Raw genomic sequence first — 14,651 nt, 5'->3', positions numbered from 1 at the left:
AGAACGAGTCCCATCCCGTGTCAGGCGGGGTGGGACTCGTTCGTTTGCGCCTCCGCGCCGGCTTACTGAGCTGCCTCAGGCCGTGAGGGTGGTGGGGGTGGGGAGTCGTAGAGGGCGATGACCGCCATGGAGGTCGCCGCGTCGAGCAGGAGGAAGGGCCGCGGCTGACGTGGGGAGGGGTTCTCCCGTCCGCCGCGGCCCTTCTCTTCGGCCGTCAGGCCATGCTCAGGACGCGTTCGCGCTCGACGGGCCGAAGAACTCGATCTCGGCTATCGACACCTGCTTGCTCCCGGACACCGAGTACGACGACTCGATCGTGAAGCGGACCTTGGTGACCTCGCCGACGCGGAACGCGCGCCGCTGACCGCCCGCGCTCTGGTCCAGGGTGAGCTCCCGGGTCGTGGTCTTGCCGTCCTTCAAGGTGATCGTCGCCTTGATGCGGTGGGGGAGGGCGGAGTCGTCGAGCTGGTCGGGCCGGATCGACGTGCCCGAGGTGATGATCAGGTCCAGCAGTCGCGTCGGCTGGTCGAAGCTCGCCTCGATCCACTCGCCCTCGCCGGACTGCGAGACACCGGGACCCCACCAGGTGTTGTTGAGCTTGTCGAAGGCCAGCTCCGGCTTGTGCCCCGGGTAGGAGCGCGACGCCGCGAACGAGTCCGGGGTGACCGGCGCACGCTTGGCGAAGTGGTCGCGGGTGGCCTGGATCGCGTCCGGGGTGTTCACCCCCGCGATGATCACGAGCGTGAGGACGACCGCGGCCACCAGCCAGCTGACGATGCGGTCGAACGTACGGCGCAGGCGCGGGCGGTCGCCGGCCCAGGGGGTCTCGCCGTTGCGGTTGAACAGGCGACGCCACCAGGGCAGGCGGATCGAGGAGCGGTCCTCGAGGGTCATGGGCATCGCGCAGCGGACGCAGAAATGCCGGTCGGGGTTGTTGGGCGTGGCGCACCAGGGGCACGCGACGCCGTGCTGCTCGCCCTGGACCGGGCCGGGCGCGCGGACCTGCGGCCGGTCCGCGACCGGCCGGCCCGGCAGGACCGGCGCGACGGACGGGGGTGCGGCGGGGCGGGGCTCCGCGTCGGTGACGGGGACGAGGAGGGAACGGGCCCGCGCGGCCATCGTGTCGCCCAGCGCGGGGGCGGGAGTCGGGGTGGGGGTGGGGGTGGTCGGCGCGGTTTCGCCGGGATGCGGAGCCGGGGTCGGGGCGGGGGTCGATGGGGCGGCGGTGCCGTCCTCCGGCGGGATGGCCGGGAGGGGAGTCTCCGTGGTGTCCTCGTCGTCGTCCGAGTCGTGGTCGTCGTCCGCCGGGGCGGTGGCTGTGGCGGCAGCCGTGGGGGTCGTACGGGATACGGCATCGGAACCGGAACCGGCGTCGGCACTGGTACCCGCGGTGGCCTCCGGGCCGGGCGCAGCCGACGGTGGCTGCGGGGCCTCCTCGGGCGCCGACCCGTTGGCCGAGCCGGTGCCGCCCGAGCCCGCTCCTGCCCTCGGACCCGCACCCGTACCTGGACCCGTACCGGCGCTCGCACCGGCTGCCGAGCCCGAGCCCGAGCCCGTGTCGGCCGCCGCTGCCGACCCAGCCGCCGCGCCCGCCCGTGCCGTCGCTCGGTCTGTCCAGCTCAGTACGGCGCCGCAGGCGTCGCAGAAGGACTGGCCGGGCTCGGCGCGCGTGCCGCACTCGGCGCAGTTCTGGGTGGTCATCTCTCCGGGGTCCTTTCAGCGGCGGTCACCTTGACCGTGTACGGCATGTGGGCGGGGCGGGCGGCGGCCACCAGGGTGTCCAGGCGGTGCTCGTCCGCCGGGGAGGGGGCGGGCAGGCGGAGCGTGACGTGGAGGTGGGGGCGGTGGTCGCCCGGGAACGGGCCGAGGGGGCGGGCGCTCCAGGCCGATCCGCCGCTCTCGTCGATCTCCGGTTCCACGCCGAACGCCAGCCGGATGGCCTCCGACAGACCGCGGCGTGTGCCGCGCACCCGGTGCAGATACGCGGCCGCCGCGACCGCTGACCGCAGCCTCGGCTCCGGTTCCGTGCCGTCGGTCTCCGCGCCGACCCAGCCCGTCAGCCAGCGGGTGAAGTCGATCGGGGCGAGGGCCGGGTCGAAGTAGGCGGGCAGGCAGTCCAAGGCGTTGAGGATGGGCGCCATGACCTCGTCGAGGCCCGCGACGAAGCGTTGCGCCAGGTCGTCGTCCGCGAAGACGGCCGGCAGCATCGCGCCGATCGGGACGGACGAGCCCAGCCCGTCGACCGAGCCCCTCACGAGCCGTCTCCGATCACGCGGACTCGATGGTCGTAGGAGAAGACGAGGGCCGGGGCGGCCAGGTCGATGCGGTCGGTGGCCTCGCCGCGCTTGCCCGTCAGGGGGTCGGCGGGGTGGAGGGTGACCTGGTCGACCAGCTCCACTCCGGGGACCCGCTGGAGCACCGCGAAGACCTCGCCCGACTGGACCGGACGGCCGAACGGCCAGCCCTTGCCGTCGGCGCCGCCGGTCAGCGGGTCGAGGTGGCGGTAGAGGGCGTCGTGGGCCTGGCGGCGGACGCGGTCGGTGTCGACGCCACGGAAGGCGTGCACCGTCGCCACCACCGTCACGCCCTGGTAGTACGGCGGGCCGACCGCCAACCGCGTCCCGATCAGGCGGCGTTCGTCGAGGTGCCGGGTGATGCGGTCCAACAGGGAGTCGCCGGGCACGAGTTGCTCGAAGCGGAGGCGGCCGCCGGGGTCCGGTACGGCCTGCGGGACCACCAACACCCGTACGGCGTAGGAGCCGTGCTCGTCGGGCTCGCCCTCCAGGCAGGTGATGCGGGCGGTCTCCGGGGCCGCCCGGCGGGCGAGTTCCTCGTAGTCGCGCAGGGTCACCGCCCGCTCCTGGGCGCGCAGGGTGATCGGGGCGCGCAGCTTCGCCTCCTCGACGGTCTCGCCGTCCACCCCGCCGCGTGCGGCCTCGCGGTTGACGACCTCCGAGACGTACGGGACGGACGTACGCAGGACCTGGACCGCGCCTCGGGCGACGTTGCCGGACCGGCCGCCGCCCGTGCGGTAGCGGCGGGCGCGGATGACCGAGCCCTTGGGGGCGACGGCGCCGTACTGGCGCAGCCTGCCGTCGGGTTCGCGGACGGACGGGCCGAAGGCGATCTCGCCGGTCGCCGCGTCGAGGGTGACATGGCGGTCGTGCGGGCCGGACGCGGCGAAGTGCGGGACCACCTGCCAGTCGGTCCAGCCCTCGTGTTCCGCGGTCTGGAGCAGAAGCGGCGGGTCGTCGCCCACGACCGGGGCGTGGGTGAGGGTCAGGCGCTGGCCCGGCAGGCCCGTCGACTCGCCGAGGGCCTCGTCGTGGACGGTCTCCGCGTGGACGGTGGGGGCGGTGCCGCCGATCGTGAAGACCTCGGCGGAGCGCACGGTCGGCGAGGTGGTGTAGAAGGGCTGGCCGGCCAGGGGCTCGGTGACGCGGCAGCGCAGCCAGCCGGCCTCCTGGCCGCCGGAGCGGGACAGGACATGGCCGCCGGGGATGTGCAGGACCACCTCGCCGGGGCGGTTGAGGCCGCCCGTGCCGTCGCGGTCGACCTCGCACTCCTGCCAGCCGTCCTCCGTCCAGGCCTCCCAGACGAGCGGGGGCTGACGGGGGTCGACGCCGACGCCGTCGACGCGGCTGTCGAGTTCCAGGACCACCGCGCAGTGCGGGACGGCGGCGCTCAGGCCGAACAGCATGCAGTCGCCGGGCTGCGGCGCCTCGGCGAAGCAGAGCAGGTCCTTGCCCTCGGTGAGGTCGGTGGTCCGGTCGGTGACCGGCTCGCCCCGGTGCTGCACCACGAGATGGCGCAACTGGCAGGGTACGACGGTCAGTTCGCGTTCCGTCGCGAAGACGACGGCGTCCTCGCTCTCCGTGCGGACCGTCGCCACCTCCGTGCCGACCGGCAGGAGCACCGGCTCCTCCTGGGGCGCCGACAGCCAGAACGTCACCTCCGTGCGGGCGGCGGACGGCGGGAAGAGGCGGATGCCGACCAGGTCGAGGAAGGCGAGGTGGTTCTTCTCGGGGACGCGGTTCAGGCGGTAGACGATCTGGTCCGCCATGTGGGCGACCGTCTCGACGAGGGTCACGCCCGGGTCGGACACGTTGTGGTCGGTCCACTCCGGCGCACGCTGCTGGATGTAGCGCTTGGCGTCGTCGACGAACTGCTGGAAGCGGCGGTCGTCCAGGTTGGGGGAGGGCAGGGCCATCAGCGGTCGCTTTCGGAAGCCGTACCGGAGCCGGGCAGGTCCGGCTCGTCGTGGGACGGAATGACGTAGAAGGGGAAGACGAGGCTGCGCGGGTTGTTGGTGCCGCGGATCGCGTAGCGGACGTCGATGAAGAGCACGCCCTGCTCGGCGCCCGCGGTGACCTCGACGTCGGTGACCTCGATGCGCGGCTCCCAGCGGTCCAGGCTGGCGTACACCTCGTGCTGGATACGGCCGGCCGTCGCCTCGTTGACCGGGGCGAAGACCAGGTCGTGGATGGCGCAGCCGTACTCCGGGCGCATGGGGCGCTCGCCCGGGGCGGTGGCGAGGATGAGCCGGATCGCCTCCTCGATCTCGCGCTCCCCGCTGACCAGGGCGATGCCCCCGGTGGGGCCGATGCGGAGCGGGAACGCCCAGCCCGATCCGACGAATTGCTCGGCCATCAGACGGCCACCTGCCTTCTCCTCTTCCGGTACCGCTCGGCCGTCCTCACGGGATCGGATACGGCTTGTTGTTGACCATGACGACGCCTTGCAGCAGGAGGGTGGCGGCCCGGATGCCCACGTTGGCGGTGGCGTTGACCTGGATGGTGCCGCCCGCGCTGACGGTCGCGGCGCCGCCCGCCTTGAGGCTGAGCGCGCCCATCGCGTCCACGTTCACCACGCTGGTCAGCGACTTGACGTTGACCATGCCGGTGCCGCGGATGTCGAGCAGCCCGCCGCTCTTGATGGTGAGCTTGCGGCGCGCGCTGAGCGTGAGGTCGGTGCCGGCCTCGATGGACACCGACCGGCTGCCGGTGATGCTGACGGTGCCCTTGCTGTCGACGGTGATCTCGGTCTTCGTCCGGTCCAGGTTGATGACGAGCCGGTCGTCGCCGGACGTCACCCGCACCCCCTGCTTACGGCCGCCGGTCTTCTGGCTGAGCAGGTCGACGCGGTTGCCGTCCCGGTCGGACAGGGTGTGCCGGGCGGCGCGGCGGCGGGCGCCGTCGTGCAGCGGCACGTCCTTCACGGGGGTCGGCTTGTCCTTGCCGTTGTAGAGGCCGCCGATGACGTACGGGTGGTCGAGGGCCCCCCGGTCGAAGGCGACCAGCACCTCGTCGCCGACGTCGAGCGGGAAGATCGACCCGCCGTCCTTGCCGCCCCACTGCACGACCCGCGTCCAGTCGCTGATGTAGGCGTCGTCGAGCCAGGGGAACTGGAGCTTCACCCGGCCCTGCTTGAGGGGGTCCTGGACGTCTGTGACCAGGGCGTTGGTGGTGCCGGGGAGGTTCAGGCCGTTGGAGGCGTTCCCGCCGCCGGAGGACAGCCCGTACAGGGACCGCCACTGCCGTCCGCTGACGGTGACCCAGGCTTCGTAGTGCTTGCCGTCGCCGAAGACGTGCCGTACGGACGTGGCCGTGTACTTGCCCTCGAAGGGGTCGCCGACGTCGGCGAGGGCGACGGGCAGGCCGGGGCGCAGCTTGGGGGTGCCGCGCGCGATGACCTCCAGCTCGGCGAACGAGCCGGTGACGTCGTCGGCGAGGGCCTCGGCGGCGAACTTCACCTCCGACTGCCGGTCGTACGGCGTCTGCGCGTCGACCAGCTTGGCCGCCTTGAACTTGGCGGCGGCCTCGCCGGGCGTCGTGCCGATGCTGATGCCGGGGTTGGTCTTCGCGGGCGCGGTGGCGGTGAGCTTCTTCTTCGTCGTCACGTCCCAGCCGCGTGCCTCGACCGTGCCGACCTGCTCGGCGGCGGTGACGGCGGCACGCAGGCGCAGGATGTCGGTGCCCGCCTCCAGGACGAACGGGCTCTTGTCGCCGGGCGTGGAGGTGGGCGGCGCGCCGGACGCCGGGTCGGGCTTGAGGAACTGGAACTTCCCCTTCGCGTCGACCGACATGACCATCTCGTTCTCGTCGGCGAGCCGGGCGAGGAAGTCCCAGTCGGTGACGTTGGCCTGGCTGATGAACTCGTAGACCGTCTTCGTCGACTGGATCTTCCCGATGGGGACGCCGTCCTGCGCGGCCAGCTTGCGGGCGATGTCGGAGGCGCTCTGGTTGCGGTACGCGGCGACCCGGCGCTGGCGCATCAGACGGTGGCCGAAGTCGTAGCCGCGGATGACGGTGAAGGTGCCGGTGCCGTCGTAGTCGGCCTCCAGACCGCACACCTCGCCGGTGAGGAGCGGGTCCGAGGCGCCCTTGCCGTCGGCGATCGGCGCGAGGACGACGGGCGTGCCGAACTTGACGCCCAGTTTGCCCAGGACCTGACGGTAGGGGTCGCGGAAGGTGAGCCGGAACGCGGCGGGGACGCCGAGCCCCTGGTCCACCCAGCCTTCCACCAGCAGCGGCGCGAAGTCGACGGGCAGCGGACGGCCTCCGAGGGTCACCTGGATGACGCTGGAGAACGCGGACTGGACCACTAGTAGCGCACCTCCTCTACGGCGGGCAGCACGAGCTCGATGCCCGTCGGCAGGCGGGACGGGTCGTCGATGCCGTTGACCTCGGCGATCGACCGCCACGCGGAGGCGTCCCCGTACTCGCGCCAGGCCAGCGACTGGAGCGAGTCCCCGGCGACGACCCGGTGCACGCGTTGCGCGGTCAGCGCGCCGGAGGTCGGGTTCTGGCCCTTCGTCTTGCTGGGGATCTCGTGCAGGTGCACCTGGCAGGTGGCCCGGATGGGGACGCCGGTCGTGCCGAACAGCGAGTACGTGACGTCGATGCTGCTGACGTAGGCGGTGAAGCGGGCCGTGGAGAACGAACCCCACTGGAACACCACCCAGGGCGGCGACGGCTGCTTGGCCGCGATGCTCTTGGTGGTCACCTCGCAGCACTCCAGCAGCGACTCCACCTTCTTCAGGACGGTGTTGCTGCCGGGCTGGTCGGAGGAGTCGAGGAAGATCTCGACGGTCATCTCGCGCGGCTCGGGTCCCATGAACTCCGGTACGGAGCCGTCGCGGACGGCCGCCGTCGGCGTGACCTTCCACTGGGCCCGGCGGCCGAGCTGGAGCTGCGCCGGGTTGAAGTCGAACCCGAAGGACTTGATCAGCCCGCCGGGGGTGGTGCTGGTGCCGACCGGCGGTTCGTGGATCGCGAGAGTGGCACGGACCAGGCTCTTGCCGGCGCCGCCTTTGCTTCCCTTGGCCATGTTCTGTGCCCTTTCCGTCCCGTTCGGCTTCGTCAGGCTTTGTTCGCCTTGTTTTGGCCTTGTTCGGCCTCGTTCGGTCTTGTCCGGATGCGACCTGTTTCGTTCCGGTCCGTTCCGGCCTAGTCCGTGAAGCCGTGGTGGGTGATCTCCAGGACCTCCGTGGCCACGCCCGGACTGTCCGGGCTGAGCGACGGCCCCTGCCAGCTGACCGGCAGCACGTCGATCAGGCCCCACCGGGCGACCTCGGAGCCGTCCGCGCGCAACGCCGCGATCTGCGCGGTCGGCCGGGTCACGCCGGTGGTGACCGAGGAGATCCACTTCGCGACCTTGGTGGTGTCCGGGGTGAGGGGGCGGGTCAGCCGGATCGTGGAGAACGTGACCCGGGAGGGCAGCGCCCAGACGAACCCGTTGTTACCGCCCTCCTGACGGTGCTCGATCTCCACCTGGGACGACAGCCCCTCACACCCGTTGAAGTAACCGAGGCTCTCGCCGTCGATGGTCAGGGTGAAGAAGATCGTGGAGCCCGGGTCGAGATCGGAGGGCATCGGGGCCTGGCCTTTTCTGGGAGCGGTGAGTGGTGGGTGGTGGGATTTGAGTGGTGAGGTCTGAGTGGTGGGGGCTGTGGTCAGCGGCGGGGGTCTCGTAGTCGGCCGATTCGTTCGCGGTCGAGGCGGAGCTCGGTGCGCAGGAGGCGGGTGATGCGGCCGGTCAGACGGTGCGTCAGCTCGTCGAGCTGGAAGTCGGTGAGCGCGCGGGGATCGAAGCCGGGGTACGCCTCCTCGGGCGCGGGACAGGCCGAGTTCCGGTCGGCGCCGGAAGGGGGGCCGAGGGAGGGGCGGGGGGATGCCTGCTTCGAGGGGGTGTTCTTGGTGGTGGCTGTGGTGGTGCGGCGCTGGACTGTGGGGGTGGGGGCGGGTGTGGGTGGTGCGGGGGGCGTCGGGGTGGGCGCGGCCTGGGCGGGCAGGGGGCTGCGCTGGACGCCGGGGGGTGTGGCCGGGCGGGGGGCGACCGGGGGGAGGTACGGGCGGGCTATGGGGTGCGCCACGGGGTGGGTCGTGGTGGTGCCGGGCGTGGTGCGGCGCAGGGGTACGGGGGCCGTGACCGTTCGACGCTGGAGGGGCGACGGGGGCATCGGGGGCGACGGGGGCATCGGGGAGACGGGGGGCGCGGTCGTCGTCTGGGGCAGCGTGGGGCGGACCGTGCGGGTGGGGAACGGGAGTTGGGGGGCGACCGGAGGCGTGGTCGCGGTGGCGGTGGCGGTGGCGGTCGCGGTGGCGGTGGCGGTCGTGGTGGTGCGCTGCACGACGGGGCGTGGGCCTTCGGGGGCCGTCGCCGTCCGGGGGGTGGCGCTCTGGGGCGCGACGGGAATGCCGCTCGGTGCGTCGAGGGGCTTGGCGTCGGAAGGGCGCGTGGGGAGAGGGGCGCCCACTAGGGGGCGGGAGGGCGGAGTGGGGGGCGTGGGAGGTGCGGGAGGTGTGGGTATGGCGGTGCGCTGGATGGGGGCGCCGAGGGGCGGAGGTGTCACCGAGGGTGCGTGGGGGGCTGCCGCGGGGCGCGGTCGGCTCGGGGGGAGGCTCGTGGGGGTGCCGAGGCCCGCCCTACGCGCGGGTGCGGGTGTGGGTGCGGGTGCGTCGGAGGCGGTGCGCTGAACGCTCGGCTTCGACAGGGAAGGGCGCGACTCGGGAGGCGTTGCCGCACGGGGCACGCCGAGGGAGGCGGGCGCGGGCGCGGCACCGACCCTCGCGGACGGGGAAGTGCCGGGAACGTCGGCGCCCTCGCCCCGGGGAACGGCCCGCTGGAGCCCGACGGGTTGCTGGGCGGGCGTGCTGCCTGTCGCCGTGGGCGTCTCGGTCGGGGTCGAGCCTTCGTGCCCGCGCACTGCGCGCTGGATCCCGACGGGCTGGGGAGGTTGTGTGCTGCCGGCTGCGGTCGGGGTGTTGGGCGAGACGGTGCTCTCGTGCTGAGGTACGGCCCGTTGGACGCGCATCGGCTGGGAGGCCGGCGTGCTGATCGGGACGGTGCCGGCCGAGCCGGGTGCGGGCGGCGTACCGCCCTTTGCGGTCGGCGTGTTGGGCGAGATGGTGCTCTCGTGCTGAGGCACCGCCCGCTGGACCCGCACCGGCTGGGAGGCCGGCGTGCTGTCGGCTGCGGTCGGGGTGCTCGTCGAGAGGGCGTCTGCTTGCCCGGGCACGGGCGGCGTAATGCCTGTTGCAGTGGTGGAGTTGGACGAGGCGGTGCTCTGGCGCCGGGGTACCGCTCGCTGGATCCCCACGGGCTGTCCGCCGGAGGCGGGGACAGGAGACGTCGTACCGTCCGTGCTTGCCCGCGCCGTCGCGGGAGCCGCAGCGGCGCTCTGGCCCTGTCGCGGTCCCGGAGCGGGTTCCTTGCCGGTCGCCGCGCCTCCGCCGTCGGTGTCCGTACCCGTACTCCGCCCCGAGGCCTGGCGGGATCCGCCGGCCGCAGACGACGAAGTCGACGCGGGTGCGGGTGCGGGTGCGGGTGCGGGACGGGCAGGCAGGGTACGCCGCTGAACCGGTGCGGACACCGACCTCGTCAACGGAGCGGAGCCCGTCGCCGGGGCAGGACTCGCCGGTGAGACCCGGATGCCCCGCACCGGGAGGACGGCCGCGGCAGCGGAAGGGGCCGGCTCCGCCGATCGCGTCGGCACCACAGGCACCACAGGCACCACAGGCACAGCCGGGGCAACCGGAGCCGCCGGACCCGGGGAAGCCGCCGAGTACGTGGACGCGACGGCGGACTCGAACGGCCGCGGCAACGCAGGCGCGGTGGCCTGGTTCGAAGCGGAAGCCGACGTCGGATCCGGGGCCGAACGCGGGACCGGAGCCGACGCTGGTGCCGAACGCTGGACCGGACCCGACCCTGCTGCCGAACGCTGGACCGGACCCGACGCTGGTGCCGAACGCTGGACCGGACCCGACGCTGGTGCCGAACGCGGGGCTGCTGCCGGGGGCGGTGCCGAAGCGGAACGCGGAGCGGGGGCCGCAGCCCGCGGGGGAGCGGGCGTCGAAGCCGTGGACGGAGCGGGAGTTGGAGCCGCCGCCGATGTCGGAGTCGAAGTCGAAGTCGAACGCAGAACGGGAATTGAAGCCCGTGCGGGAGCGGGCAGCGTCGAAGCCGTGGTCGGCGCGGAAGCCGGGGCTGCCGCCGATGCCGGAGTCGAACGCGGAGTTGGAGCCAGAGCCGACGCGGAAGTGAGCGCCGAAGCCGTAGGCGCAGCCGAGGCCGACCTCGGAGCGGAAGCCGCCGCCGACGTCGGAGTTGGAGCCGAAGTCGAAGTCGAAGTCGAACGCAAGACGGGAGTTGAAGCCGCCCGCGGAGTCGAAGCCGGAGCCGGAGCTGTCCTCGGAGTGACAGCCGGAACCGGAATCGGAACCGAAGCCGATGTCGAGGTCGGAGCCAGCCCCGACCGGGCAGGCAGAACCGCACCCGGTCCTGGAGGCAGCCCCGGCCCGGCTGTCGGGCCTGGGCCCGGGGTCAGACCGGAACCCGGCCCCGGAGTCAGGCCGGGACCCGGCCCCTGGGGCAGGCGCGGACTGGGTGCCGGCCCCGCTCCCGGGGTCAGACCGGGACCCGGCCCCGGGGTCAGACCGGGACCCGGCCCCGGAGTCAGGCGCGGCCTGGCTGTCAGGCCTGGACCCGGAGGCATGCCGGAACCCGGTGCCTGGGGCAGGCGCGGACTGGGTGCCAGCCCCGCTCCCGGAGGCAGGCCGGGGCCCGGTCCCTGGGGCGGGCGCGGACCCGACGTCAGGCCCGCGCCTGGAGCAAGAGCCGTACCCCGTCCCGGAGTCGGACGCGTCCCGGCTGCCGGCCCCGGACCCTGACCCGGCGCCAGGCCGGGACCCCGCCCCGGCGCCAACCCCGCACCCGGAGCCAGTCCTCCACCCGGTCCAAGCCCCGCACCCGGTGCCAACCCCGCCCCCGGTCCAAGCCCCGCCCCCGGCGTCGTAGGTACCGTGCGCTGGAGTCGTGCCGGGCGAGGGGGCGCAGGTGCTCGCTCGGGTTCTGCCGCGGTCTGCGGGGTAGCCGACAGGTTGCTCATCAGGCCGCCCGGGCCCGCGTCCAGCACCGAGTGGGAACGGGTGCCGATGAAGGAGGGGTTCTGCCAGGTGGCCAGCCGACCGCCGAACCCGGCGTCGGCGACACCCGCCGTACCCCCGGCCGCCGTCCGCTGGATGGGCGGAAGCGAGGGCCAGGCGGCGGGCACGACTCGCGGCGCCGCACCGCTCCCACCCGCCGAAGCGGAAGCAGAAGCCGAAGCGGAAGCCGAACCGCCGATCCCCGCCGCCTGCGTACCCGTCTCACCGCCCGCCGAAGACGTACTCGCAGCACCGCCCGCCGAGGACGTCCCCGCGTTTCCGCCGGCGGCAGAGGCGCCACCGCCCCCGGTCCCGCTTCCGCGTCCGCTGCCGCCCCGCAACCGTTGTAGGAACCCCATGCCTCAGCCCTCCGCCCGGCCCCTGGTCACCAGGGACGCGATCTGGTCGGCGTAACGGCGCCGGTCGTGGTGTTCCAGGTCCAGGATGTCGTCCTGGCTCCAGTGGAAGTGGTAGGCGACGTACGCGATCTCCTCGTGCAGCCGGTCGGTCGCGTACGTCACGATTCCCCCAGGCGGCTCCCGCCGAGTTCCACCTCGAAGGGCTCCGAGCAGTGGGGGCACTGCACCGAGGCGCGGGTGTGCCCCTCGGCGTTGACCTGGCGGTAGAAGTCCTGAAGGAACGCCAGGTCGGAGGCGAACATGTTCTCCACCACCCCGTCGTGGACGAGCGGGAGCGTGCCGAGGCGGGTGATGACCCGGCCGAGCAGGACCACCGACAGATACGCGGGATTCTCCTGGACGCGGATGTCCCGCAGCGGGACGAGTTCGTCCCGCGCCGTCGCGAGGCGCATCACGCCGTCGCGGTGGACGGTGCCCGCCTCGTCGACGTAGCCGCGCGGCAGCTCGAAGGGGAACTCCGTCTGCAGTCGCTGCTGCTGCACCGGGGCCGGCATCGGCGCGTGTGTGGGCGCCGCCGGCGGGAGCAGGGCGGCGGCCTCCTGAGGCTGCTCCCCGACGACCGTCTGCGCTCCCGCATCCGCTCCCGCCACCGGCCCCCGTACAGCCGTACGCCGCATTACTCGATGACCAGTTCTTCGAACGTGATCGTCACGGTCTCGGTCAGCGCGGAGGCCTCGCCCGCCTTCACCGAGCTGGTGTCGATCTTGCTGCACCAGGCGTTGCGCATGTTGTACCGCTTGACCGGGTTGTTCTGGTAGTCCATCACCATGATCGTGGCGTTCTTGCGGGCGGTGCCCATGACGCCGTTGATCGACTCGCTGATCCACTGGTTGAACGCCGCGGACTGGGTCATGCCGCGCACGACCGTGCAGGTGCCCGCCTTCTTCACGCCGGGCAGCTTCTTGGTGACCGGCTTGCCCTGCGCGGAGACCTGCTGGTACTCGATGACGTCCTGTTCGAGGCTGAGGCCGCTGACCTCGGCGAGGTACTCGACCATGACGCCGTCGATCTGCAGGCCGAAATTGTGTGAAGTAAGGGCGTCACCCGGCTGGAGACTCATCTTCGGTTCCTTCTAAGGGAGTTGATCGCGGTCTGCGGTCTGCGGTCTGCGGTCCGCGGTCTGAGGTCTGCGGTTTGAACGGTCTGCGGAAGCGGAGGGGCGCGGCGCGCCGCGGCGCGCCCCTCCGCGCGCCTACTCCTCCAGCTCGCCGCTTCCGCTCTGGAACTGGGCCAGCCGGAAGATCACGAACTCGGCCGGTTTGACCGGCGCGATGCCGATCTCGCAGACCACCCGACCGAGGTCGACCGACTCCGGCGGGTTGGACTCCTCGTCGCACTTGACGTAGTACGCCTCCTCCGGGCGGGCGCCGAACAGGGCGCCCGAACGCCACTCGTTCACGAGGAACGCGGAGACGTTGCGGCGGATCCTGGCCCACAGGGCGTGGTCGTTCGGCTCGAACACCACCCACTGGGTGCCGATCAGGATCGACTCCTCCAGGTAGTTGAAGTACCGGCGGACGTTCAGGTAGCGCCAGGCCGGGTCGGAGGACAGGGTGCGGGCGCCCCAGATGCGGATGCCGCGGCCCGGGAACGCCCGGATGCAGTTCACGCCGATCGGGTTGAGGAGGTCCTGCTCGCCGCGCGTGATCTGGATCTCCAGATCCACCGCGCCGCGCACGACCTCGTTGGCGGGAGCCTTGTGGACGCCGCGCTCGGAGTCGTTGCGGGCCCACACGCCGGCCACGTGACCGCTCGGCGGGATCAGCCGGGCCTGGCCGGAGGCCGGGTCGAAGGACTTGATCCACGGGTAGTACAGGGCCGCGTACTTGGAGTCGTAGCCGGCCGTCTCCTGGCGCCAGACCCGGATCTGACGGGCATTCAGGCCCGGCGGCGGGTCGATGATCGCCACGCGGTCGCCCATCAGCTCGCAGTGCGCGATCAGGCCGAGCTGGACGGCCTTGACCTGCTCCAGGTCGATCGCGCCGCGCTGGTAGGCGGCCATCAGGTCGGGCACCGCGACCATCGACACCTCGTCGACGGCCTCCAGGCCGCCGAAGCCGGTGCGGTCGGAGCTGTCGCCCAGGTACTGGGCCGGGCCGGCCGTGCCCGCTTCCTCCGACGGCACGGCGGGCGCGGCGGACGCCGGGGCGGAAGGCAGCGCGACCGTCTGGTTGTCCGGGCGGGCCAGCTGTGCCGCCGGCGCGGCCTCGGTCACCGTGATGAGCTTGGAGCGCTCCTTGACCTGCGTGACGACGTAGGAGCGGTTGCCCTTCTTCGCCGACACGTCGAACGTCTCGACGGCCTTGTCGCCGTCCTTGACGATCAGCTTGAAGCGCTCGGCGGGGCCCTCGCCCTCCGCGTCCGCGACCTCGACGCTCAGGTTGCCGGGCGCCACGGCCGTCACGGCGAACGTGCCGAGCTGCCGGGGCTCGCCGGCCGGCAGCGCGGCGGGGGCGGCGGAACCGGTCACGGCCGCCGGGGACTTGGCGTCCCCGCCCGCGCCCGCCGGGGAACCGCCGACACGGACGACGTAGGCGGCGGAACCGCCGTTGTTGAAGAACCCGTAGACGGAGTGCGCCAAGTAGTAGCCGTCGGTGAAGTCACCGAACGCCGCCACGTACTGGGTCCAGTTGGTCACCAGGGTCGGCTCGTTGAGCGGGCCGGTCGGGGCGAGCCCGACGAAGGCCGCCACCGAGGTGCCCACCCCCTCGATCGGGCGGGAGCCGCTGGCCACCTCCTCGACGTATACGCCGGGCGACAGGTAGGACGGCATGCTGTGCTCTCCTCGGGGTACGCGTCAGGACGT

At 72.8% G+C, this 14,651-nt stretch carries 13 protein-coding genes; 1 reads left to right on the top strand and 12 read right to left on the bottom strand.

Annotated features, from left to right (window positions below):
• Positions 1–225 precede the first annotated feature (225 nt).
• The 8 genes from ACZ5SK_RS08785 to ACZ5SK_RS08750 all read right to left on the bottom strand — a co-directional run bounded on the left by ACZ5SK_RS08785 (position 226) and on the right by ACZ5SK_RS08750 (position 8,632).
• Positions 226–1,701, bottom strand: a complete 1,476-nt coding sequence (locus ACZ5SK_RS08785; protein ID WP_468575624.1) for an NADase-type glycan-binding domain-containing protein — start codon at positions 1,699–1,701, stop codon at positions 226–228.
• Complete coding sequence (locus ACZ5SK_RS08780) at positions 1,698–2,255, bottom strand: phage tail protein (protein ID WP_468575622.1); 558 nt, start codon at positions 2,253–2,255, stop codon at positions 1,698–1,700. Before ACZ5SK_RS08780 ends, ACZ5SK_RS08785 begins: the two co-directional genes overlap by 4 nt.
• On the bottom strand, positions 2,252–4,210 hold the full coding sequence (locus tag ACZ5SK_RS08775) for a putative baseplate assembly protein (protein WP_334578561.1): 1,959 nt from the start codon (positions 4,208–4,210) through the stop codon (positions 2,252–2,254). Before ACZ5SK_RS08775 ends, ACZ5SK_RS08780 begins: the two co-directional genes overlap by 4 nt.
• Positions 4,210–4,650, bottom strand: a complete 441-nt coding sequence (locus tag ACZ5SK_RS08770; RefSeq protein WP_319677128.1) for a GPW/gp25 family protein — start codon at positions 4,648–4,650, stop codon at positions 4,210–4,212. Before ACZ5SK_RS08770 ends, ACZ5SK_RS08775 begins: the two co-directional genes overlap by 1 nt.
• Positions 4,651–4,696: 46 nt before the next feature.
• Positions 4,697–6,604, bottom strand: coding sequence for a VgrG-related protein (locus tag ACZ5SK_RS08765; protein ID WP_334578560.1), 1,908 nt, complete (start codon positions 6,602–6,604; stop codon positions 4,697–4,699).
• The gene (locus ACZ5SK_RS08760; protein ID WP_334578559.1) at positions 6,604–7,329 is read right to left on the bottom strand and encodes a CIS tube protein; all 726 of its coding nucleotides are present in this window, start codon (positions 7,327–7,329) and stop codon (positions 6,604–6,606) included. The genes ACZ5SK_RS08765 and ACZ5SK_RS08760 overlap by 1 nt, the downstream gene beginning before the upstream one ends.
• Positions 7,330–7,448: 119 nt before the next feature.
• Positions 7,449–7,874, bottom strand: coding sequence for a phage tail protein (locus tag ACZ5SK_RS08755; protein WP_327316555.1), 426 nt, complete (start codon positions 7,872–7,874; stop codon positions 7,449–7,451).
• An 80-nt stretch (positions 7,875–7,954) separates the two neighbouring features.
• Positions 7,955–8,632 (bottom strand): extensin, encoded by a 678-nt coding sequence (locus tag ACZ5SK_RS08750; RefSeq protein WP_334578558.1) that lies wholly within the window; start codon positions 8,630–8,632, stop codon positions 7,955–7,957.
• A 1,550-nt stretch (positions 8,633–10,182) separates the two neighbouring features.
• On the opposite strand from ACZ5SK_RS08750, the gene ACZ5SK_RS08745 reads away from it, so the two are divergent.
• On the top strand, positions 10,183–10,545 hold the full coding sequence (locus ACZ5SK_RS08745) for a hypothetical protein (RefSeq protein ID WP_468575620.1): 363 nt from the start codon (positions 10,183–10,185) through the stop codon (positions 10,543–10,545).
• A gap of 1,243 nt (positions 10,546–11,788) precedes the next feature.
• On the opposite strand, the gene ACZ5SK_RS08740 is transcribed toward ACZ5SK_RS08745, so the two are convergent.
• The 4 genes from ACZ5SK_RS08740 to ACZ5SK_RS08725 all read right to left on the bottom strand — a co-directional run bounded on the left by ACZ5SK_RS08740 (position 11,789) and on the right by ACZ5SK_RS08725 (position 14,618).
• On the bottom strand, positions 11,789–11,947 hold the full coding sequence (locus ACZ5SK_RS08740; protein WP_099936383.1) for a DUF6760 family protein: 159 nt from the start codon (positions 11,945–11,947) through the stop codon (positions 11,789–11,791).
• Entirely contained in the window at positions 11,944–12,462 is a 519-nt protein-coding gene (locus tag ACZ5SK_RS08735; RefSeq protein WP_468575618.1) for a hypothetical protein, read from the bottom strand. Before ACZ5SK_RS08735 ends, ACZ5SK_RS08740 begins: the two co-directional genes overlap by 4 nt.
• The gene (locus ACZ5SK_RS08730) at positions 12,462–12,905 is read right to left on the bottom strand and encodes a phage tail protein (RefSeq protein WP_334578555.1); all 444 of its coding nucleotides are present in this window, start codon (positions 12,903–12,905) and stop codon (positions 12,462–12,464) included. The genes ACZ5SK_RS08735 and ACZ5SK_RS08730 overlap by 1 nt, the downstream gene beginning before the upstream one ends.
• A gap of 132 nt (positions 12,906–13,037) precedes the next feature.
• Positions 13,038–14,618: a phage tail sheath subtilisin-like domain-containing protein gene (locus tag ACZ5SK_RS08725; RefSeq protein WP_334578554.1), complete on the bottom strand. Its 1,581-nt coding sequence runs from the start codon at positions 14,616–14,618 to the stop codon at positions 13,038–13,040.
• Between the last annotated feature and the right edge of the window lie 33 nt (positions 14,619–14,651).

The organism is Streptomyces sp. NPDC031474, assembly GCF_055581185.1.
The sequence above is the reverse complement of the archived record's forward strand: the minus strand, read 5'-3'. Positions and strand labels throughout refer to the sequence as shown.